This is a genomic window from Microbulbifer sp. GL-2 (genome assembly GCF_007183175.1).
Classification (GTDB): Bacteria; Pseudomonadota; Gammaproteobacteria; order Pseudomonadales; family Cellvibrionaceae; genus Microbulbifer.
Genome location: NZ_AP019807.1, coordinates 2,194,977 through 2,215,796, shown reverse-complemented (window position 1 = coordinate 2,215,796; position 20,820 = coordinate 2,194,977). Strand labels below are relative to the sequence as shown.

Sequence of the window (20,820 nt, the reverse complement as noted above, 5' to 3'; positions counted from 1 at the left end):
CCTTTGGGATGCATTATGCCCGTCACGGGCATACAATCCCCCTCACTATCATTATCTGTAGCCATTGATACGATTGATGCTCGAAGAAATTCCACGCACACGTCCGCATACGCCGCTGCTCGACTCCATCGACGAGCCGGCCCAACTGCGCACCCTCGATGAACGCCAATTGCCCGAACTTGCCAGCCAGCTGCGCGAGTACCTGTTGTACTGTGTCGGCCAGAGCGGCGGTCATTTCGGCGCTGGCCTAGGTGTGGTGGAACTGACCATCGCCCTGCACTACATCTACAATACTCCGGAAGATCGCTTGGTGTGGGATGTGGGCCACCAAACCTACCCTCATAAGATCCTAACCGGTCGCCGCGAGCAGATGCTGACCATGCGCCAGCAAGGCGGCCTGTCCGGCTTTCCCAAGCGCAGTGAGAGCCCGTATGACACCTTTGGGGTGGGCCATTCGAGCACATCCATCGGCGCCGCCCTGGGGATGGCATTGGGCTCTCCTGATGAACGTAAAGTAGTCGCGGTTATCGGCGACGGAGCCATGACCGCAGGCATGGCTTTTGAAGCGCTCAATCACGCAGCTCATACCGGTCGGGATATGTTGGTTGTTCTCAATGACAACAGTATGTCGATCTCCAAAAATGTCGGCGGCCTGGCCACTTATTTCGCCAAAATCCTGGCCAGTAAAACCTACCTTAATATGCGCGAGGGCAGCCGCAAGATACTGTCAGCGATTCCCAAAGCCTGGCAGCTGGCACGACGCACTGAAGAACATGTCAAAGGCATGATCACCCCCGGCACCCTGTTTGAGGAGCTGGGCTTCAATTATGTGGGGCCGCTGGACGGCCACAACATGCACGACCTGGTGCACACTCTGCGCAACCTGCGCAGCCAGCCCGGTCCCCAGTTACTGCATATCGCCACCACCAAGGGCAAGGGCTTTGGCCCAGCAGAGGCCGATCCGGTGGGCTACCACGCGCTAAATAAACTGGAGCCCGAGAGCAAAGTCCAGGTTGCGGTACCGGGCAGGAAGAAGCTGCCCAAATACCAGGATATCTTTGGCCAGTGGCTGTGCGACACCGCGGCTCGGGACGAACGACTGATCGGCATCACTCCCGCCATGTGCGAGGGCTCAGGTATGGTGGAGTTTTCCAAACGCTTCCCGGAGCGCTTCCACGATGTAGCCATTGCCGAGCAGCACGCCGTGACCCTGGCCGCAGGCCTCGCCTGCGAGGGACAAAAGCCTGTAGTGGCTATTTACTCCACCTTCCTGCAGCGTGGTTACGATCAAATGGTGCACGATGTTGCCATCCAAAACCTGGATGTCACCTTCGCCATTGACCGCGCCGGCCTCGTGGGCGAAGACGGCCCGACACACGCAGGCAGCTTCGACCTGACCTTTATGCGCTGCCTTCCCTACCTCGCTATTGCCGCGCCCAGCGACGAGAACGAGTGCCGCCAGCTGCTGTATACCGCCTACCGACACAATGGTCCCGCGGCTGTGCGTTACCCACGAGGTACCGGCCTGGGCACCGCGACCGAAGAAGAAATGCGTGAACTCCCCATCGGCAAGGGCCGCTTACTACGCGAGGGTAGCAGCGTAGCAATTTTGAATTTTGGCACCATGCTCGCTCCAGCCATGGCCGCAGCTGAGCGCCTCGGTGCCACCGTAGCGGATATGCGCTGGGTAAAACCATTGGACGAAGCATTAATTGATGAACTGGCCGATAGCCACCAGCTACTGGTGACTCTTGAAGAGAACACCATCGCCGGCGGTGCCGGCAGTGCAGTACTGGAGTATCTCAACGCTACGGCCAGGACCATGCCTGTATTGCAGTTAGGCCTGCCTGACCAGATTATTGAGCACGGCAAACACAAGGATCTGCTCGCAGGGATCGGCCTTGATGCCGCCGGTATTGAAGAGCAGATACACCGCCGCATGCAGCTGCTAAACCCACATAATTTCGAGGGTCGCACTGCAGCGGCCAATTAAACGGGCCGGTCCAGTAACTCAGGGAGCCACTGGACCGCCACCAACAACAGCGTGCCCCACTCGATCCGGACACGGGGCATTGCTGGGGCTTTTTCCGAGCCCTTTACCTATCAATTTCCGCTTCGATTTGGGGGGAAGATGTCATTTTTCAAAAAAGCCCTTGTTACTTCTATTGGTCTACTCGCCAGCTTGAGTGCTACCGCCATGGACCAGAAAGTTTTCAGGAAGGCCTTCAAGGCTATCCCCACAGAGAGTGCTTCGGAGCAATTGATAGCGCTGCAGGATCTGCGCTACCGCTGGATAATGGAGAGCTTCCCCAGCCAGGCCACCTATGAAGGCTATCCCGGCCAGAATACCCGCTGGGTGGACAATTCAAAGAGGGGTATTGAGGTTCGCCAGGAACAGACCCGCCGACTTCTAGGGGCCACTCGCAACCTCGATATCAGCGAACTGCCCGAACGGCAACAGCTGGACTACCAACTGCTCTACCAGGATTTACTTCGCGAGGTGAAGGGCTACCAGTTTCCCGATCATCTGCAACCGGTCACCCATATGAGCGGTATCCAGCGCAGTGTGCCTGCGGTACTCAATAGCATGCCTCGTCGTACAGTAGCCGATTACGAGGATATTCTGACCCGACTGGAAAAGCTCTCCAGCTTGGTTGAGCAAACCCAGGAGTCAATGCGCGAAGGACTCAGAAAGGAGATTACTCCGCCGCAGATTACCCTGCGCGATTTGCCAAGGCAGATCCGCGCCCTGATCCCGGCAACCCCGGAACAGAGCCCCTTGCTCAAGGCCTTTGCGGAAATGCCGAGAGGTATCCCGATCGCCAAACAACAGAGCCTGCGCCAACGTGCCCTGAGTATTTACAATAAGCAATTATTGCCAGCCTGGCGACAAATGGCAGAATTTGTCGAGCGCGATTATATCCCTGGTGCACAGAAGGATATCGCGCTCAGTAGCCGCGAGGACGGATTGCGTTGGTATGCTTATAAGGTGGAACAAAACACCACTACTGAGCTGAGCCCAGAGGAAATCCATCGTATTGGTTTGGCGGAAGTGAAGCGTATCCATGCAGAAATGCAAGCTGTGATGCAAAAGACAGGCTTCCAGGGGGACTTCAAGGCCTTCACCGAATTCCTGCGCACAGATCCTCGCTTCTATCACACCAGCCGTGAGGCCCTGCTGCGGGACTACCGGGATATTGCCAAGCGTATCGATAGTGAGCTGCCTGCATTGTTCGGCACCCTGCCCAGGCTGCCCTATGGGGTGAAACCCATTCCAAGCTACTCAGAGCAGTCGCAGACCACAGCCTATTACCAACCAGGCTCTAACGAGGCCGGCCGCGCCGGTATTTTCTTTGCCAATACCTACAACCTGCCCAGCCGCCCCAAGTGGGAAATGGAAGCCCTGACAGTGCACGAGGCAATGCCCGGCCACCATTTACAGATTGCGCTGGCCCAGGAACAAACTGATATCCACCCACTGCGCCGATTTACCTTCTATACCGCTTTCGTAGAAGGCTGGGGGCTCTACTCCGAGAGCCTCGGTTATGACCTGGGTTTATACAAGGATCCCTATAGCGAGTTCGGTGCACTGACCTACGATATGTGGCGCGCTGTACGCCTAGTGGTGGACACAGGTATGCATCAGCTGGGCTGGAGCCGCGAGCAAGCCATTGAATACTTTATGGAAAATAGCGCCAAACCTCTGCACGATGTCACCGTGGAAATTGACCGCTACCTGATTTGGCCCGGACAAGCCCTGGCCTATAAATTGGGGCAGTTAAAAATTAAAGAGTTACGTGCGAGAGCTGAAAAAAGCCTCGACAGTAATTTCGATATCCGCAGTTTCCACGATGCCCTTCTCGGCGCCGGCGCTCTGCCCCTGAATGTTCTCGAGGCACGTATAAACAGCTGGATTGAAAGTCAGGGCTCTGCATCAGCCCGAGCGACCTCCCCTCCATCCCCGCAAACCTCAGCGGGCTAAAAAATAAAAAAGGCAGGAGTTTCCTGCCCTTTTTATTGCCAAGCCACTTTCGTTAAAAATAATTTAACCCTCTCACCACTCGGAGGATACCGACAGATAAATCGAACGCGGTTCTCCAGGAAAGTATCTGTCACCGACAAAACTGCTGTAATCCGCCCGCTCTGCGTAGGCTTTATTCGCAAGGTTCAGCACCCTCGCAGAAAGGGCCCAGCGATCAAACTCCCAGCGGGCCCGTAAATTCAACAAGTTATGCCCGGAATATTCATGTTGATTCTGGGGGTCAGTGTAATAACGCCCCTGAAGCAGCCACTCCAGCTCAGCCGTGATCTCCTGTCGCGGTTGCCATTGCAAGCGATAGCTGCCAAAAGCCCTGGGGGCTGAATCCACAAGATTGCCATCCAGTAACACGTCCTGTAGTTCTCGCGTATCGCGATAACGGTGCTCCGCATAACTGGAAGAGGTCTCCACTCGCCAATCCTGCGCGAATCCATAGCCAAGAGCCAGCTCCACACCACGATGTGAGGTTTTTCCATTGGACTGGTTAAAGTACTCTGTATCCCGGAAAATCACATTGCGCTTGTGCATCCCATAAGCGACCACTTCATAGGAAAGGCGCGCTTTAAGGCCCCGCACCCCCAGTTCGACGCTGCTGATTTGTTCGGAATCCAATTCAGCCGCAACTTGCTCTCGCTGTAAACGATAGAGTTCTGTCGCCTGGGGAACCCGATACCCCCGAGTCATATTTACAAACAGTTGCAGGTCTGAAGTGAGTTCATAAGTAGCTCCCAGTTTCGGCGACCAGTTGTGGAAGTTGTCTTCACGGTCTTCAGGCCGGCTGAACCTGCAACCACCAAAGCCACATGCGGTACCATTCTCAGCCGTACGGCCCGATAACATTTTGTTATTGTAATCATACCGCACCGACTCAAAACGTACTCCGCCGTAAAGCTTCAAAATATTATTTATATTCCAAGTGGCTAAAGTAAAAGGGGCAATGCTATAAGCGTCAACTCGATAGTCATAATGTTTGCCTTCAGGAATAGTCTCCCGCAAAAATTCTGATCCCCCAGTCGGATTTTTTTGTGTCTCGCGTAAATAGCCTTGGGTAAACTCTGTATCCAGCCCCATTACCACTTCCAGGCTATTTTCATCGGTAAAAAGATAACTGCTACGCAGGCCAACACTCTCTTGACCATTTTCCTCCAGCGCCTGTCCCGGCAAATAGTGCTGCAGAAAGCGCATATCCGTTTTTCTCAGATAAGGCGTTAATACCAGTTGTTTACCCCTACCCAGATCAACATCAAGAATGGAGTAGAGCCGTATTGCAGTGGCATCACGGAATGCTTCGGGATTCGGATTTTTCCTGGCAAATGTCTGGTTCCGATAAGCATTTTTTCCGTCAATATACCCCGCCGTTTCCTGGTTTAAATTTGTGGCCGCCAGGCGAGTACGAACCTGTGTCTCTCCCATTGTAACTGAGTGTAGAAAACTGAATTTTTGCTGATCGTAACCAGACTGGTCCCTATTGCCACCACCAGATACCAGAGAAAGGTCTGTACGCACCCCCTCCTTTACGGAAATAGCAGTTTCTGCTGAAATATTTGCTCGGTAGTAATCCTCTGGACCCGCTTCAAAACTCAAAGTACCGGTGAGGCTTTCGGTATTTTCCCCAATTTTCGGACTGAGAATATTCACCACACCGTGCATGGCGTTAGATCCGTATAGGGTACCTGCCGGGCCACGGATAACTTCCACCCGCCGAGCCATTTCACTGTGGGATTCAAACAATTCATTAATATTGCAGAATCCATTTGCCCGCAGGGGAATGCCATCCTCCATGGTCAGTACACTGCCACAGGCTCCAGCGCCCGAAAGTACAGGAGAGCGCAGCGCCGGCAAATACTCCTGACCATTGCCCCTTGCCACATTGGCACCGGGTATTCGCGCCAGGGTCTGCTGGATATGATTATGTTCGATCAGCTGTAAACCCTGACCCGCAATCATTGAAAGGCTTTCGGAATATTCCTGATGCTGTTTTTCAACACGATGGGCTGTTACCACTACAGTTTCGACAGGCTTCTGATCAGCCAGGGTAACCGGACTGATCACCGACAATACTAGCCCCAGGCTCTTATTTTTTTTAAACATGCTTCCAGTTTATTCTTTCTTTTACGCAGCCAACCATACAGGAGCAGGGAAGAGTTTTCCCACCCCTACCAGAAAATGATCCCTACATTACTCTGCTAACTTTTCATTCAAAACACATAGCTTAATTGAACTCAAGCTTCAGAAAGGCATTATTCCAAAATAGCCAATTAATTTTCATTAACCCCTAATACCAAATGGCATCAAGAGATTCTCAAACCTAACCTGCTGAGGAACTGTGAAGTTCAAACTTATAAAATAAAAATTACACCTTAAAGAGGCTTGGTTTTGGATCACAAGTGCAATTGGTAAAAGAGACCCCAACCGGGGTTCTTATGCAGCCTGGGCCAGCATGTGTGCCACCAGTGCATTTCTGGTAGGGGTGGTATTCCTCGGTGAAACCACCAGCCTCGGCCGCTACCTCGGTGTTCTGTTAATTATCGCCGGTGTTGTTGCATTGAAACTTGCATAATAGCTTCCAGAAAAATATTAAAGAGCAGCCACAGCTGCTCTTTAACGCCTGGATTCGTAATACTTACAAAACTAAAGGCATGAGAGGAGAATTGTTACTGTATTAATCCCCCCCGTCGTACTTGCGTTGGCGAGCCTGGTTTTGAACAGAGCGATATAATTGTGAAAGGGCCCGGTCGCCAGCTCGTTTCTGCGCCAGGGTACGATTATTCCGGCAAAGCTCCGCTTGAAGCTTCTGCCAATTTTGCAGACGCCGCTCATCCAGGGAGCCATTTGCTATTGCTTCTTGTACAGAACAACCAGGCTCCGATTGGTGCTTACAATCGGAAAAGCGACACTCTCGCGCCAGGGCCTCGATATCTGCAAAAGTCTGCGCCAGACCACCTTCAACATGTACCAACCCCAACTCCCGCATACCCGGATTATCGAGTAACAGCGCGCCCCAGCTGAGGGGGTGGAGGGAGCGCTTGCGCGTTGTGTGGCGTCCCTTGCTATCGGCTTCGCGAATTTCCCCGGTCTCAGCGAGGGGCTCACCAGAAAGCGCATTGAGCAAAGTGGACTTACCCACTCCCGACGATCCCAACAGCGCGATGGTTTCCCCCGGCAGGCACCACTGACGCAACTGCGCCACGCTGCCCATATCGAGGCTATTCACTAATGCAACCGGTAACTCGCCGTATGGACGCAATGCTTGCAGGAAGACACTGTGATCTTCACACAAGTCAGCCTTACTCAATATCAGGTGGGGGCGGCAGCCGGATTCCTTAGCCAGGGCCAGATACCGTTCAATCCGGGAGAGATTAAAATCGTCATTCAGGGAGGAGACAATAAAGACACTATCCACATTGGCGGCGATCATCTGTACTTGCTGAGCTCCCGGTGCCATTCGCTCGAACTGGCTGCTGCGATTCAGCAAGCGCACAAAGTGATCAGTATCCCGCTGCAACAGCAGCCAGTCACCCACTGTAGGCAGATTAGAGGCCACATTAGCAGTTAACGGCAGGGATACAGGCCCTTGCTCACCCGCCAGCTCCAAACGGCTGCGGTGCACCGCCATAACTCTTAGCGGAACAGTTTGTTCCAACTCTTCGAACGACAGCTGCTGTAGGAAGAATGACTTCCAGCCGAGTTTTTCCAGTAGAGAAGGCTCGCGCTCTCGCTCAATAGAAAGGCGTGCAGATTTGATGCCGTGGCTGCTGACAGAACGACGGAAAAAGTGTGATTTACTCAAGATTGAAACCCTCTGGGCGCAACAATGCACCTAGCGACCGCCAATACACGGTCAACAGAGCTTTCTCAGGGGAAAGCCCGACGTTTTGAGTCTATCGCCGGGCGGAGCAGCTCAGGGCTGCTATTGGACCCGGCGGAGGGTTGTAACAATCATCAATCATCCTCCGCGGTAAAATAAGATTTGAACCCGGCCACAATCACTGACCGTTAAAGGGCAAATTAGCACTGCTTGGGGGGAGTGGCAAGCGTATCGGACCAGAAGAACTGCCCCTCCACAAAAAGTAAAGCCGGCAAAAGCCGGCCTTCGAATCCGATTACAGCGAGTGCATCACCTTTCTCGACTCACAGTAACCCGATCAGTTGAGTATAGATCCAGCTTTTCTACTCGCCATCTCCTTTACTCGCGAAACATCTTCACCTGCAGGTATTTCCTCTAAATGACGCTTTTATAAAGATTTTGTGACAAGCCCGGCCTCTCGGCCAGCAGTCTCCACCTCCCTGGGGTGGGAGGTCGCCTCTACGCGACTGCGATTCAATGCCTTCTGAGAGAAACACAAAACCATTTCCAAAAGCACATAACAACAAACGGGAAAAACCATGCCAATCACAACACTCACAGGTCCCGATATAAGAGCGGGATTCATTCTAGGGGCACTCTTCTGTTCCACCCAGTTACCTGTCTGGGCCTCAGACACACCAGATCCCACTGCAGTGAATATCCCCGGCAACTTGCAAAGCCAGCTGGGTTGCGATGGCGACTGGCAGCCGGGTTGCGCAGCCACCATGCTCAGTTACGACAGTGAAGATGACAAATGGCAGGGCAGCTTTTTAGTACCTGCTGGCAATTGGGAATATAAAGCGGCCCTCAACAATAGCTGGGACGAGAACTACGGCCAGGGCGGACACAGTAGCGGTGCCAATATCCCACTCAATCTGGTCGAGGCGCGCGAAGTTAAATTTATTTACGACCACGAAAGCCACTGGATCACCGATAACAATAACAGTGTGATCGCCACCGTCGCCGGCAATTTCCAATATCTGCTGGGTTGCCTGGGGGACTGGCAGCCCAGCTGCCTGCGCACCTGGATGCAAGATACCGATGGTGATGGCATCTATACCTTCATCACCTCAGATCTGCCTGTAGGCAGCTACGAATTCAAAGTAGCCCTGCACGAAGACTGGGACGAGAGCTACGGAAATGGTGGGGCCAATGTCAGCTTTACCGTGGCAGCAGACAATGACGAAATCTATTTTACTTTTGATTCGAACAGTAAAGAAGTTACCGTCAGCAGTGATGGCTTCACCAAAGGCGATCTCAGCAACGATAAAGCCCACTGGGTAGATGCCACTCGCTTTGCCTGGGATATTCAGGTACAGGAGGGGAATAGCGTAAAGTTGCATTACAGCAGTAGTGCTGAGCTAAAGCTGGAAGATGGCAATGTCCTCTCAGATGGCGCCATCAATCTCACCAAGCTCGCCGCCCTGCCCGATAGCAGTCAACAAAAATTCCCACACCTGGCTGCCCTCAGCGCCTGGCAACTGCCCGAACAGACTTCCCTAACTGACTTGGTCACCCAGCAACTCGCCCTCGCCGTTTACGATACCGAAGGTAATTTGCTCGATGCCACCGGAGTGCAGATGGCTGGCGCCCTGGACGATCATTTTTACTACGACGGTAAACTGGGAGCCCGGGTTGGAAAAAATAATATTCAGCTCGACCTTTGGGCGCCCACAGCGCGCTCGGTAAAACTCCACCTGTTTACGGATTCCGCCAGGAATTCTGCCGATCAGGTTGTATCCATGCAGCGCGATGAATCAAACGGCGTTTGGAGCGCCAATATCGACAAGCAATGGGACCGGGGCTTTTACCTCTATGAAGTGGAGGTTTACTCCTACTTCAGCCGCCAGATTGAAACCAACCTGGTGACCGATCCCTACTCCCTGAGCCTCTCCATCAACAGCGGCAAGAGCCAGATCGTCAATCTGGATGACCGCGACCTGAAACCCCGCGGCTGGGATCGCCTGCGCAAGCCCAGGCTGGCCCAGCCGGAAGATATCAGTATCTACGAGTTGCATGTGCGCGATTTCAGTATTGCGGATAGCACCGTGCCCAAAGCAGAGCGCGGCACCTTTAAGGCCTTCACCCGACATCACAGCGACGGCATGCGCCACTTGCACAAACTGTCGCGCGCGGGCCTGACTCACGTACACCTGTTGCCAGCTTTCGACTTCGCTACCGTGAATGAAGATCGGACACAACAGCAACAAACTGCAGACCTCTCCATCTATGCTCCGGATAGCAGCGAACAACAGGCCCAGGTGGACGCAGTGCGAGATTCCGACGGCTTTAACTGGGGCTACGACCCCTTGCACTACACCGTCCCCGAAGGCAGCTACAGTACCGTTCCCAATGGCACTGCCCGCATTCTCGAGTTCCGCCAGATGGTACAGGGATTGTCCCGCTCCGGCCTGCGCCTGGTGATGGACGTGGTGTACAACCACACCAGTGCTTACGGTCAGTACGATAATTCCGTACTCGACAGGATCGTTCCCGGCTATTACCACCGCCGCAGTGTGGAGGGTGATGTAGAGATGAGCAGCTGCTGCGCCAACACTGCGAGCGAACATGCCATGATGGAGAAACTGATGATCGATTCGCTGATCATTTGGGCCTCAGCCTACAAGGTGGACAGCTTCCGCTTCGATCTGATGGGACACCACAGCCTCGACAACATCCTCAAGGCCCAGGTAGCACTGCAATCACTTACCCATGAGGTCGACGGTGTCGATGGCAGCGCTATTTATCTCTATGGAGAAGGCTGGAATTTCGGTGAAGTGGCCAATGATACCCGTTTTGTGCAAGCGCGCCAGACCAATATGGCGGGCAGTGGTGTGGGCACCTTTAATGATCGCCTGCGCGACTCAGTGCGCGGTGGCAACCCCTTCGGTGGCTTTGAGGAACAAGGCTTCGGCACCGGCCTGTTCACCGACAGCAATGGCAAGTTCGAGGGTGAAGACGAGCGCACCACCCTGCTGACCCAGGCGGATAAAGTCCGCGTTTCCCTGGCCGGCAACCTGGCGGATTATCCTTTTGAGGATGCCAACGGCAATATCATTACCGGCAGTGCGCTGGTCTACAACGGCCAGCCCACCGGCTACACCGCCGACCCGCAGGAATCCATCAACTATATCGCCGCTCACGATAACGAAACGCTGTTCGATGGCATCCAGATCAAAGCCAATGACAGCGCCGGCCTGCGCGAGCGTGTACGCATCCAGGCCTTCAGTAATTCATTAGTGCTCTTCGCCCAGGGAGTGCCCTTTATCCACGCCGGCCAGGATTTCCTGCGCTCAAAATCGATGGATCGCGACAGCTACAACTCCGGTGACTGGTTTAATGCACTGGACTTCAGCCTCGTTACCGATAACTGGGGCGCGGGTCTGCCAATCGCCGATAAAAACGAGGAAAGCTGGTCCCTGATGCAGCCTCTGCTGGCAAACCTGAAGCTTTCTCCCAAGCGCCGCCATCGCCAGTGGAGTTCCGCCCTGTTCCGCGAACAACTGGCGATCCGCAATAGCTCCCCTCTCTTCCGTATGGCGGATGCAGAGTCAGTAAAAACGCATCTCAAATTCCTCAATACAGGACCCGACCAGGTACCGGGGTTGATAGTGATGGAACTGTCCGATAAGGACGGCAACATGGATCCGCGCTTCGAACGTATTGTCGTGCTGTTTAACGGTGATGATGAAAAGGTGGAATTTACCAGTGAAAGCCTGCGCGGCGAGCGCTTACTCAAACACCCGCACCAGCGTCGCTCGGTAGACCCACGCCTGTATAGGGTGAAGTTCGACAGCGGCAGCGGCAGCTTTGCCCTGCCCGGTCGCACTACAGCAGTATTTGTGCAGCCACGTCGCAGATATTAATTTCCAGATAGTGCAAAGGCCGGGAAATTCCGGCCTTTGCATTCTGCTATACCTCAAAAAAAATTTCTCAATATCGACCAGTTTCTTCAATAAGGCCACTTCAGCATGGCAGTACCGACTAATTGTCAAATCCACTAAATTCCATTAGCGTGTATCAGAATAATAAATAGGTACACAAATTATGAAACAGGCCCTTCTCGCCGCCGCTGCAGCGATCTTTTTTTCCTCAAGTGCACTGGCAGGAACCACCGTTATCCACGCAGGCACACTGCTGGCAGTTCCCGGCGAAAAACCGTTGAAAGAACAAAGTGTCGTTATCGAAAACGGCAAAATCACCGCTGTGAGCCCAGGCTATGTGAATAGAGATGGTGCTGAGGTCATTGATCTTAAAGACAGCTTTGTAATGCCCGGACTGATGGATATGCACGTCCACCTGCAAACTGAGCTGGGCCCGAGGAATGATTCTGAAGCGCTCAAAATGTCCATGCCGCTCACCCAGATGCGCTCACAAATGTTTGCCATGCGTATCCTCAAGTCCGGTTTTACCACCGTGCGCGATGCCGGCAACAGTGGTGAAGAGATGTATGCAATGCGCGATGCTATTAACAAGGGGTGGGTGAATGGCCCCCGTATTATTGCTGCCGGTGGTGTTGGTATTACCGGAGGCCACGCCGACATCAGTGGCGTCAGTCCAGAATTAATGGGGCTGCACGATGAAAAAACCAGAACCCTATGCAATGGCCCCTACGACTGCCGCCGTGCGACCCGCCATGCCATCAAGTACGGTGCCGACCTGATCAAGATCACTTCTACTGGCGGTGTACTTACCGATCGCGCCACAGGCACCGGCCAGCAGATGGAAATGGATGAACTCAAAGAAGTGGTACAGGCTGCCCAACGCATGGGGCGTAAAGTTGCCAGCCATGCACACCAAGAAGAAGGCATTATCGCCGCATTGGAAGCCGGTGTAGACAGTATTGAACACGGCACCTACGCAGGTCCCCGAGCACATAAACTGTTCAAAGAAACCGGCGCCTACCTGGTACCCACCCTGCTTGCCGGGGATACCGTTGTGCAGCTGGCTAAAAATACCGATGTTTTATCCGAGGCCCAAAAAGAAAAAGCCATTCGGGTAGGCACCGACATGCGCGGTAATTTCCGCAAAGCGGTGAATGCCGGAGTAAAAATCGCCTTCGGTACCGACTCCGGCGTCTCCAAGCATGGCATAAATGCCCGTGAAGCAGTCCTGATGAGTGAAGCCGGTATGGACAATATGGCCATTTTGCAATCAGCCACGATCAATGCCGCAGACCTGATCGATATGAGCGATTCACTGGGCACCCTCGAAGCCGGTAAACACGCCGATATTATCGCTACCGAAGGTTCGCCCCTCGAGAGTATTGAAGAACTGCTGGATGTGGATTTTGTGATGAAAGGGGGCAAAATCTTTAAAGACTAAAAGTCTATTATTTGATTCTGGGCTGCGCTAAAAATACCCGTGCCCAGAGGCCAATATTTTCCAGAAAATAAAAAAGGCCGGGATTATCCGGCCTTTTTTATTTGAGGATGCCACAAAGAAAGCGAGCGTTATTTCTCTTCCCCCTCATCTTCATCCCCATTCTCAAACAGGTGCCCAAGCTTACCTTTCTTGGTAGAGAGATACTTGGCATTGTGCGGATTGCGCCCGGATTGGTGCGGTAAACGCTCAGAAACCTCGATTCCCAAATCCTGCAACGCTTTCACTTTGCGCGGGTTATTGGTCATCAGGCGAATAGCATGAATACCCAGGTGCTCAATCATTGCCTTGAGAATGGAGTAATCACGCATGTCAGCTCCGAAGCCGAGCTGTTCATTAGCTTCCACGGTATCCGCACCGCAATCCTGCAAATGATATGCGCGAATCTTATTTAACAAACCAATACCGCGACCTTCCTGCCGAAGATAGAAAATAGCTCCACGCCCCTCCATAGCTATACGGTGCATCGCGTGCTGTAACTGGGCACCACAATCGCAGCGCAGCGAAAAGAGAGCATCCCCTGTCAGGCACTCTGAGTGAATACGGGCCAACAGAGGCTCTTCGGTATCAAAATCCCCCATGGTGAGCACCACATGCTCTTTGCCGGTTTTCACTTCCTCGAAGCCGTGCATCTCAAACATTCCCCAGGAGGTGGGCAGCTTTGAGGACTCTACATATCGAATGGTCAACTTAATACCTCTTCAATTCAGTTCCGGGCGCGCAATATCAACACGCCGCTCTGCTGTTCCATATCTACCCGACCGAGAAAACTGTTTCCCAGGAGAACGACACGGGGAAAGTCATCAGAGTGCACTGTAGCTGCAACATTGTGCAGTTTAATCCCACCGATTGTGACACTGCTGAGGTTAATCAGGTAAGCGCTTGTCATACCGTTTGCCGTGGCAACAGGCACTTTCCTGGCTGTGCTGAGGTTCAAGCCAAGGCGCCGTGCGGTGGGATAATTGATAGCGATATTGGTTGCCCCTGTATCCACCATCATCGGCACCCGCATACCGTTCACCCAGGCATCTGTACTGTAGTGACCACGGCTATCTGCGGAAAGACGCACTTTCGCCTTTTCAGCACGGACATAGCTGGCAGCTATTGGCGCATTGAGGGTGAGCTTCTGTTCACGCCCGGCAACACTAATACGGGCATAGCTGGTAGTCGCCTCTAGAAGGGAGACACCTTCGGGTGACTCATCACCGCTTTTTAAAATCCGTTGACGGCCATCGATTTCCAGCAGAGCACTATTGCCGAACAGGCCTTTCAGTTGCACCTGCTGCGCATTTGCATCAACGGTAATCAGTAAACCAAGAAAAAAGAGTATGTAACTGCGCATTGCGCCTTCCTTATCGCGCTAGGCTCCCAGTATCCAGGCGGTCAGCTGCAGTACCAACCCCGCGTAAACGGCGGCCAGTATATCGTCGAGCATAATCCCAACGCCACCTCGCACTTGCCTATCAGCCCAGTTAATGGGGGGAGGTTTAGCGATGTCAAACAGGCGGAAAAGCACAAAGCCATACAGAGCCCAGCCCCAGCCAGCCGGAGCCAAAAACATAGTGAGCCAGTAACCCACCATCTCATCCCAGACAATGCCACCGTGGTCATGCACACCCAGCTTCTTGGCTGCCGCGCCACATAGATAACAACCCAGTAAACCGGTCAGGATAACGATACCCAGGTACCAGGCTGGAGACAGCCCCTGCATCAGCCACCAAAAGGGGATGGCGGCCAAAGTGCCAAAAGTGCCCGGCGCCTTAGGGGCGAGCCCGGAGCCAAACCCAAAGGCCAGTAACATGGTTGGGTCACGCAGGAGCTGGGGAAAAGTGGGATTCTGTCCGCTCATAGTGTTTGTATCCAAGGCCTATCAGGCATTCCTTTCTCGGTAAAAGCACCAACTCAAAAATGTCGGTAGCCCATTGAGGGGGCACGCCAGGGCTTTCCATTCTTCCAGCAACACACTTGTGCGTCGCCGCTTGCCAGGGTGCCAATAGCGGTTGCGGGCAAATCCAGTTTTTCCAATGCTTCCACTTTTTCTTGCGGCACAGTAAAACACAACTGGTAATCATCACCACCACCGGCGGCCATTGCCAGCGCCCTTTCTCCGGCAAGTGTCTGCGCCAAAGGTGCAACAGGCAGGCGCTCCAAATGGATATCCGCACTCACTTGGCTGGATTTACAAATATGAGCGAGATCCGCCAGCAGGCCATCGGATATATCCAGGGCGCTGCTAGCCAGTTCGGAAATCGCTGCCGCAGTGGCAAACTGCGGCTCGGGGAAATAATAGGCGCGCTCGACCTGCTGCCGCGTTGCGTCTAGCACCTTCTGCTCACCAAGAATCACTGGCAGTGCAGCCGCCGCCGCTCCCAGCGGGCCGCTGACATAGACTGAATCGCCGGGGCCGGCACCATCCCGACGCAAGGCCCGACTGGTTTGGCCAATTACCTGGATAGTAATCGACAGAGGACCGGCCGTGGTATCACCGCCCACCAGGGAAATGCCAAACTGCGCTGCAGTTTGCAACAGGCCACTGGCGAATTTTTGTAGCCAGGCGGCGTCACTGTGCGGCAGGGTCAACGCCAAGGTAAACCACAATGGGCGTGCATTCATAGCGGCCAGGTCACTGAGGTTAACCCGCAGCGCGCGAGCCGCTATAGCCGAGGGGTCAGCGTCGGCGGGAAAATGCCGGCCCGCCACCAGCGTATCCATGGAGGTAGCCAACTGGCCCTCGGCAGGTACCTGTAACAGAGCACAGTCATCGCCAATCCCCAGGGTTACCCCTTCCCCTTGTGGCGCAGAGGCAAAGAAGTCACGGATAATTTCAAATTCGCCGGGCGCAGTTCCCATATCCCACTTCAGGCTTTCTTATCCGCAGCCACTTCAGATGCACGAAGGTCTGCAGCAGTCTTGTCCAGGATGCCATTGATAAATTTGAAGGCATCGGTGGGACCAAATTTTTTTGCCAGTGCTACAGCTTCGTTAATCACAACTTTGTAGGGCACATCAATACGGTTTTTCAGCTCGTAAGTGGACATGCGCAGAAGGGCTCGGGACACTGGGTCCAGGTCTTCCACTTTTCGGTCCAGATGCGGCGTGAAGGCGTTTTCCACTTCGTCCAGACTCTTGGCAACACCGTGAAAAATATCGCGGAAATATTCCACGTCGGTCTTGCTCATATCGTTGTCAGCGTGGAACTCAGCTTCAATCGCACTGAGGCTGGCGCCAGCGATCTGCCATTGGTAGAGAGCCTGCATGGCGTAGTGACGCGCCTTACGGCGAGCGGATGCAGTTACAGTCATTGTCTTTTCCGGTAGATACTTCACAGAATGGGCAGTGCCGGCACAGCTTGCCGGCACTTCGGCAATTTAAATTTTGCCAAGCAGGGAAACCATTTCCAGGGCGGTCTCAGCGGCCTCACAGCCTTTGTTACCGGCCTTGGTACCGGAACGCTCGATCGCCTGTTCGATGGAATCCACAGTAAGCACGCCAAAAGTTACCGGGATACCAGTATTGAGGGATACCTGAGCCAGGCCTTTGGTGCATTCACCAGCGACATATTCGAAGTGCGGGGTGCCACCACGAATTACCGCACCCAAGGCGATAATGGCATCGAACTTCTTGGTCTCGGCCAGTTTTTGAGCGGCCAGTGGAAACTCGAAAGCGCCCGGAGCGTAGTAGATAGTAATATCTTCATCCTTGATGCCCTTGCGACGCAAGGTATCCAGGGCACCGTCTTTCAGGCTTTCAACCACAAAACTGTTCCAGCGACTTACCAGCAGTGCATACTTACCAGCACTGCCGACAAAATCCCCTTCGATTACTTGAATATTACTCATAGTTTTTAATCCGTATTTCTTTGCCACGATGCCGACAAAAACCGGCGTCACAGTTTTATTTACTCGTCGGCATTCAGGTACTCTTCCACTTCCAGCTCAAAACCGGAGATGGCGCTGAACTTGAAGGGAGCGCTCATGAGACGCATTTTGCGTACCTTAAGATCGCGCAGGATTTGTGAGCCTGTGCCCACCTGCTTGTATACAAGGTCCTGGCTGGGTCGCTGCTGCTTGCCGCTGATCAGCCAGTCGATGCTCTCTTCGATCTCTTCGGTGGTTTCGTTATGGCAAATAAGCACCACCACGCCCTTGCCCTCTTTCTCGATACGCTGCATGGCACGGCGGAAAGTCCACGGGATAAATTTCTCATCTCCGCGGCGAATAGTGAGTACATCGCGCAGGGTATTCCCTACATGCACCCGCACCAGGGTTGGCTCCTCAGGTGTCGGGTCGCCCTTAATAAAGGCAAAGTGACGCTCGCGACGGGCCTTGTCGAGGTAAGTGCGCAGTGTGAATTCACCGAACTCGGTGCGTACTTTACGCTCGTTAACGCACTCTACTGTTTTCTCATTAAGGGCGCGGTAATTAATCAGATCGGCAATGGTACCGATCTTGAGATTATGCTCTTTGGCAAACTTTTCCAGGTCCGGGCGGCGCGCCATGGTGCCGTCTTCGTTCATGATTTCAACGATCACTGCAGAGGGCTCAAAACCCGCCAGGCGGGACAGGTCGCAACCCGCTTCGGTGTGCCCCGCACGACTTAAAACACCACCAGGCTGAGCCATAATCGGGAAAATGTGGCCGGGCTGCACGATATCACTGGGCTTGGCACTCCTGCCCACAGCGGCGCGTACGGTTCGAGCGCGGTCCGCGGCAGAAATACCCGTGGTAACACCCTCGGCAGCCTCAATAGATACGGTGAAATTGGTGCTGAACTGGGCACCATTTTCCCGCGACATCAGCGGCAGGTCCAGTTGCTCACAGCGCTCCCGGGACATAGGCATACAGATCAGACCGCGGGCATGGGTGGCCATAAAGTTGATGTCTTCGGCGCGTACCTGCTCCGCCGCCATCACCAGGTCACCTTCATTCTCACGATCCTCGTCATCCATCAGGATCACCATTTTGCCCTGGCGGATATCATCGATCAGTTCTTCAACCGTATTTAGTTCCATTGTTAACTCTGGATAAATTTATCAATTGCTAATTGAGCGGCTATCCCTGCTGTTCACTCCCACCCGCCCTCACTGGCGCGGCATACCGGGGCGAAACCGGCTAGCGCTTGTAAAACCCATGCTGGGCGAGAAATTCGAGTGTCATACCTTCACCACTGGGTTTGGCCGCTTCCTCACCGAGCAGCAAACGCTCCAGATAGCGCGCAATAAGGTCTACTTCCAGGTTGACCCGGGTACCGGCGCTATAGCCCCCATAATGGTCTCCTGCAGTGTGTGCGGAACAATGGTCAGCTCAAATTCAGCGCCATCCACCGCATTTACCGTAAGACTGGTTCCGTCAACAGTAATCGAGCCTTTGTGCGCAATATAGCGGGCCAGGTTTTCCGGTGCACGCAAGCGAAAGCGCTCGGCACGGGCCTCAGGCTTGCGCCACACTACTTCGCCAATACCATCCACATGGCCGCTGACAATATGCCCACCAAGGCGGGTCTGCGGCGTGAGCGCTTTTTCCAGATTAGCGCGGTCGCCCTTTGTCCAATTGCTGACACTGGTAACATCCAGGGTTTCTGCAGATACATCAGCCCAGTAACCGTCGCCAGGTAAATCCACCACTGTCAGGCAAACGCCATTGGTGGCAATACTGTCCCCGAGCTGGACGTCGCCAAGATCCAGCTTGCCGCTCCTGACACGCACGCGCAGATCGCCCCCTTGGGGTTGCAGCTCGGCAATTTCACCTATGGCTTCAATAATTCCGGTAAACATCAGCGCTCAATATCGGTTGTTGCAGTGATACGCCAGTCATGACCGACTGCACGCATATCGGTAATCGTAATCGGCAGCATCGAACCCATGCGCTCGATTGGCAACTCGAAAAGTGGCCGCGCTGTGCTGCCGAGGAGCTTGGGTGCCATGTAGACAATCAGTTCATCTACATGTCCTCGATACAGGAATTCGCCGGAGAGGGTCGCACCACTCTCCACCAGGACCTCATTGCACTGGCGCTTTGCCAATTCTTTTAGCAGAGCGAGTAGATCTACTCGCCCCTCTTTGTCCTGCGGCAGAACTGCCACTTCAGCCCCCGCCCGTTCCAGGCGTTCGCGGCGCTCTCTATCTGCACGCTCAGTAGTGCACACCAATGTGGGGGCGTCACCCTGCAAAATAAAGGCTTTAGCGGGGGTGCGCAGCTGGCTGTCGACAATCACCCGCAATGGCTGTACCTCAGCTGCCCGCTCCGCAGCGAGCAGCTCCAGAGCCATTTCATCGGCGCGCACATTCAGGTTTGGATTATCGAAACGCACCGTTTCGACACCTGTGATGATCGCGCAGCTGCGTGCCCTCAGGCGCTGTACATCTGCCCGCGCCGCAGGGCCGGATACCCATTTGGATTCACCGCTGGCCATTGCCGTGCGGCCGTCCAGGCTCATAGCAGACTTACTGCGCACCAGGGGTAATCCCAAGGTCATTCTCTTAATAAAACCCGGATTGAGAGCTCGGCACTGCTCCTCCAATATCGGGCCTTCCACCTCGATATCCGCATCGCGCAGCTTTTGCAACCCCTCATCACTAACTTCGGGGTTGGGGTCCTGCATACCGTAAATTACGCGAGCTACTCCAGCCTCGACCAATGCTTCAGCACAAGGGCCGGTGCGGCCAGTATGGCTGCAGGGCTCAAGGGTGACATACACTGTGGCACCCTGGGCACGCTCGCCCGCATCTCGCAGGGCCTCGATTTCAGCATGGGGTTCACCAGCGCGCTTGTGCCAACCTTCACCGACAATAACACCTTCATCATCGGCAATGACACAACCCACACGTGGGTTGGGCATAGTGGTATACAGGCCGTGCTCTGCCAGCTGGATAGCACGGGCCATCAGGGACTGGGGAGTATTTACTACAGCTTGTGTCATTTTGAATGAGTTCCCTTGCTGGTCAGGCGCTCGATCTCCTCACTGAATTCACTGACATCCTCAAAGCGCCGATAGACTGACGCAAAGCGCACATAGGCCACTTGGTCCAGTTCACGCAGTTGCTCCATGACCAGCTCACCAATAGCACGCGCAGGCAGTTCACGCTCGCCGGTGGCCTGCAGCGCGTGTTTGATTTGGGATACCGCGGACTCCACCCGCTCGATGCTGACCGGGCGCTTCTCTACCGCGCGCTGGATACCCGCACGCAGTTTTTCTTCATTAAACGGCTCTCGCTGGCCGTTTTGCTTAATTACACGTGGCAGCAATAATTCAGCGGTTTCAAAAGTGGTAAAACGCTCGTGACAATCGAGGCATTCACGCCGACGGCGTACCTGGTCACCCTCGGCCACCAAACGGGAATCGACTACTTTGGTTTCTTCTGCGCTGCAGAAAGGACAGTGCATGTGGGAACGTCCCCAGGGGAGTGGAAAATGGGCCGCAGTTTACCACAGCCGTTGTACAGTGCGACTGCAGAGCGCACTGTACCAGTGCAACCGCATGTCCAGATCAAGACCTTCGCTTTCACACCCATAAAAAAAGCGGCTCTCCGAGCCGCTTTTTCAACTGCTTAAGC

15 protein-coding genes and 1 pseudogene are annotated in these 20,820 nt (G+C 54.0%); 4 read left to right on the top strand and 12 right to left on the bottom strand.

Features of this window, described 5'->3' with window-relative positions:
- Positions 1-76 precede the first annotated feature (76 nt).
- Both dxs and GL2_RS09620 read left to right on the top strand, forming a co-directional pair.
- Positions 77-1,993 (top strand): 1-deoxy-D-xylulose-5-phosphate synthase, encoded by a 1,917-nt coding sequence (gene dxs / locus GL2_RS09625; protein WP_143730448.1) that lies wholly within the window; start codon positions 77-79, stop codon positions 1,991-1,993.
- 138 nt (positions 1,994-2,131) lie between these two features.
- Positions 2,132-3,982 carry a DUF885 family protein gene (locus GL2_RS09620; protein ID WP_143730447.1) on the top strand — a complete coding sequence of 617 codons (1,851 nt, stop codon included), beginning with the start codon at positions 2,132-2,134 and terminating at the stop codon, positions 3,980-3,982.
- A gap of 72 nt (positions 3,983-4,054) precedes the next feature.
- On the opposite strand, the gene GL2_RS09615 is transcribed toward GL2_RS09620, so the two are convergent.
- Both GL2_RS09615 and rsgA read right to left on the bottom strand, forming a co-directional pair.
- Positions 4,055-6,130, bottom strand: coding sequence for a TonB-dependent receptor (locus GL2_RS09615; protein WP_143730446.1), 2,076 nt, complete (start codon positions 6,128-6,130; stop codon positions 4,055-4,057).
- Positions 6,131-6,701: 571 nt separating this feature from the next.
- Positions 6,702-7,829 carry a ribosome small subunit-dependent GTPase A gene (gene rsgA / locus GL2_RS09610; protein WP_143730445.1) on the bottom strand — a complete coding sequence of 376 codons (1,128 nt, stop codon included), beginning with the start codon at positions 7,827-7,829 and terminating at the stop codon, positions 6,702-6,704.
- A 596-nt stretch (positions 7,830-8,425) separates the two neighbouring features.
- Between rsgA and pulA the strand changes: the two genes are divergently transcribed.
- Complete coding sequence (pulA, locus tag GL2_RS09605; protein ID WP_143730444.1) at positions 8,426-11,752, top strand: pullulanase-type alpha-1,6-glucosidase; 3,327 nt, start codon at positions 8,426-8,428, stop codon at positions 11,750-11,752.
- Between the two features lie 181 nt (positions 11,753-11,933).
- On the top strand, positions 11,934-13,211 hold the full coding sequence (locus GL2_RS09600; protein ID WP_143730443.1) for an amidohydrolase family protein: 1,278 nt from the start codon (positions 11,934-11,936) through the stop codon (positions 13,209-13,211).
- Between the two features lie 128 nt (positions 13,212-13,339).
- On the opposite strand, the gene ribA is transcribed toward GL2_RS09600, so the two are convergent.
- The 10 genes and pseudogenes from ribA to nrdR form a co-directional block, all read right to left on the bottom strand.
- Complete coding sequence (gene ribA, locus GL2_RS09595) at positions 13,340-13,957, bottom strand: GTP cyclohydrolase II (protein ID WP_143730442.1); 618 nt, start codon at positions 13,955-13,957, stop codon at positions 13,340-13,342.
- Positions 13,958-13,974: 17 nt separating this feature from the next.
- Positions 13,975-14,610, bottom strand: a complete 636-nt coding sequence (locus tag GL2_RS09590) for a TIGR02281 family clan AA aspartic protease (RefSeq protein WP_143730441.1) — start codon at positions 14,608-14,610, stop codon at positions 13,975-13,977.
- An 18-nt stretch (positions 14,611-14,628) separates the two neighbouring features.
- Positions 14,629-15,117: a phosphatidylglycerophosphatase A gene (locus GL2_RS09585; RefSeq protein ID WP_143730440.1), complete on the bottom strand. Its 489-nt coding sequence runs from the start codon at positions 15,115-15,117 to the stop codon at positions 14,629-14,631.
- A gap of 53 nt (positions 15,118-15,170) precedes the next feature.
- Positions 15,171-16,118 carry a thiamine-phosphate kinase gene (gene thiL, locus GL2_RS09580; protein ID WP_143730439.1) on the bottom strand — a complete coding sequence of 316 codons (948 nt, stop codon included), beginning with the start codon at positions 16,116-16,118 and terminating at the stop codon, positions 15,171-15,173.
- Between the two features lie 8 nt (positions 16,119-16,126).
- Positions 16,127-16,570 (bottom strand): transcription antitermination factor NusB, encoded by a 444-nt coding sequence (gene nusB / locus GL2_RS09575; RefSeq protein WP_143730438.1) that lies wholly within the window; start codon positions 16,568-16,570, stop codon positions 16,127-16,129.
- A gap of 66 nt (positions 16,571-16,636) precedes the next feature.
- Positions 16,637-17,107 carry a 6,7-dimethyl-8-ribityllumazine synthase gene (ribE, locus tag GL2_RS09570; RefSeq protein ID WP_143730437.1) on the bottom strand — a complete coding sequence of 157 codons (471 nt, stop codon included), beginning with the start codon at positions 17,105-17,107 and terminating at the stop codon, positions 16,637-16,639.
- 59 nt (positions 17,108-17,166) lie between these two features.
- On the bottom strand, positions 17,167-18,279 hold the full coding sequence (gene ribBA, locus GL2_RS09565) for a bifunctional 3,4-dihydroxy-2-butanone-4-phosphate synthase/GTP cyclohydrolase II (protein WP_143730436.1): 1,113 nt from the start codon (positions 18,277-18,279) through the stop codon (positions 17,167-17,169).
- Positions 18,280-18,379: 100 nt separating this feature from the next.
- Positions 18,380-19,041: pseudogene (locus GL2_RS09560) on the bottom strand (riboflavin synthase).
- Positions 19,041-20,186 carry a bifunctional diaminohydroxyphosphoribosylaminopyrimidine deaminase/5-amino-6-(5-phosphoribosylamino)uracil reductase RibD gene (gene ribD / locus GL2_RS09555; RefSeq protein ID WP_143730435.1) on the bottom strand — a complete coding sequence of 382 codons (1,146 nt, stop codon included), beginning with the start codon at positions 20,184-20,186 and terminating at the stop codon, positions 19,041-19,043. Before ribD ends, GL2_RS09560 begins: the two are co-directional and overlap by 1 nt.
- A complete protein-coding gene (nrdR, locus tag GL2_RS09550; RefSeq protein WP_143730434.1) occupies positions 20,183-20,650 on the bottom strand; it encodes a transcriptional regulator NrdR in 468 nt (155 codons plus the stop codon). The genes ribD and nrdR overlap by 4 nt, the downstream gene beginning before the upstream one ends.
- Positions 20,651-20,820: the final 170 nt, after the last annotated feature.

What these genes read in the sequence shown, in the direction of transcription:
- dxs (WP_143730448.1), top strand. Translation starts at nt 77, where the DNA reads ATGCTCGAAGAAATTCCACGCACACGTCCGCATACGCCGCTGCTCGAC.
- GL2_RS09620 (WP_143730447.1), top strand. Translation starts at nt 2,132, where the DNA reads ATGTCATTTTTCAAAAAAGCCCTTGTTACTTCTATTGGTCTACTCGCC.
- GL2_RS09615 (WP_143730446.1), bottom strand. Translation starts at nt 6,130, where the DNA reads ATGTTTAAAAAAAATAAGAGCCTGGGGCTAGTATTGTCGGTGATCAGT.
- pulA (WP_143730444.1), top strand. Translation starts at nt 8,426, where the DNA reads ATGCCAATCACAACACTCACAGGTCCCGATATAAGAGCGGGATTCATT.
- GL2_RS09600 (WP_143730443.1), top strand. Translation starts at nt 11,934, where the DNA reads ATGAAACAGGCCCTTCTCGCCGCCGCTGCAGCGATCTTTTTTTCCTCA.
- GL2_RS09590 (WP_143730441.1), bottom strand. Translation starts at nt 14,610, where the DNA reads ATGCGCAGTTACATACTCTTTTTTCTTGGTTTACTGATTACCGTTGAT.
- GL2_RS09585 (WP_143730440.1), bottom strand. Translation starts at nt 15,117, where the DNA reads ATGAGCGGACAGAATCCCACTTTTCCCCAGCTCCTGCGTGACCCAACC.
- thiL (WP_143730439.1), bottom strand. Translation starts at nt 16,118, where the DNA reads ATGGGAACTGCGCCCGGCGAATTTGAAATTATCCGTGACTTCTTTGCC.
- nusB (WP_143730438.1), bottom strand. Translation starts at nt 16,570, where the DNA reads ATGACTGTAACTGCATCCGCTCGCCGTAAGGCGCGTCACTACGCCATG.
- ribE (WP_143730437.1), bottom strand. Translation starts at nt 17,107, where the DNA reads ATGAGTAATATTCAAGTAATCGAAGGGGATTTTGTCGGCAGTGCTGGT.
- ribBA (WP_143730436.1), bottom strand. Translation starts at nt 18,279, where the DNA reads ATGGAACTAAATACGGTTGAAGAACTGATCGATGATATCCGCCAGGGC.
- ribD (WP_143730435.1), bottom strand. Translation starts at nt 20,186, where the DNA reads ATGACACAAGCTGTAGTAAATACTCCCCAGTCCCTGATGGCCCGTGCT.
- nrdR (WP_143730434.1), bottom strand. Translation starts at nt 20,650, where the DNA reads ATGCACTGTCCTTTCTGCAGCGCAGAAGAAACCAAAGTAGTCGATTCC.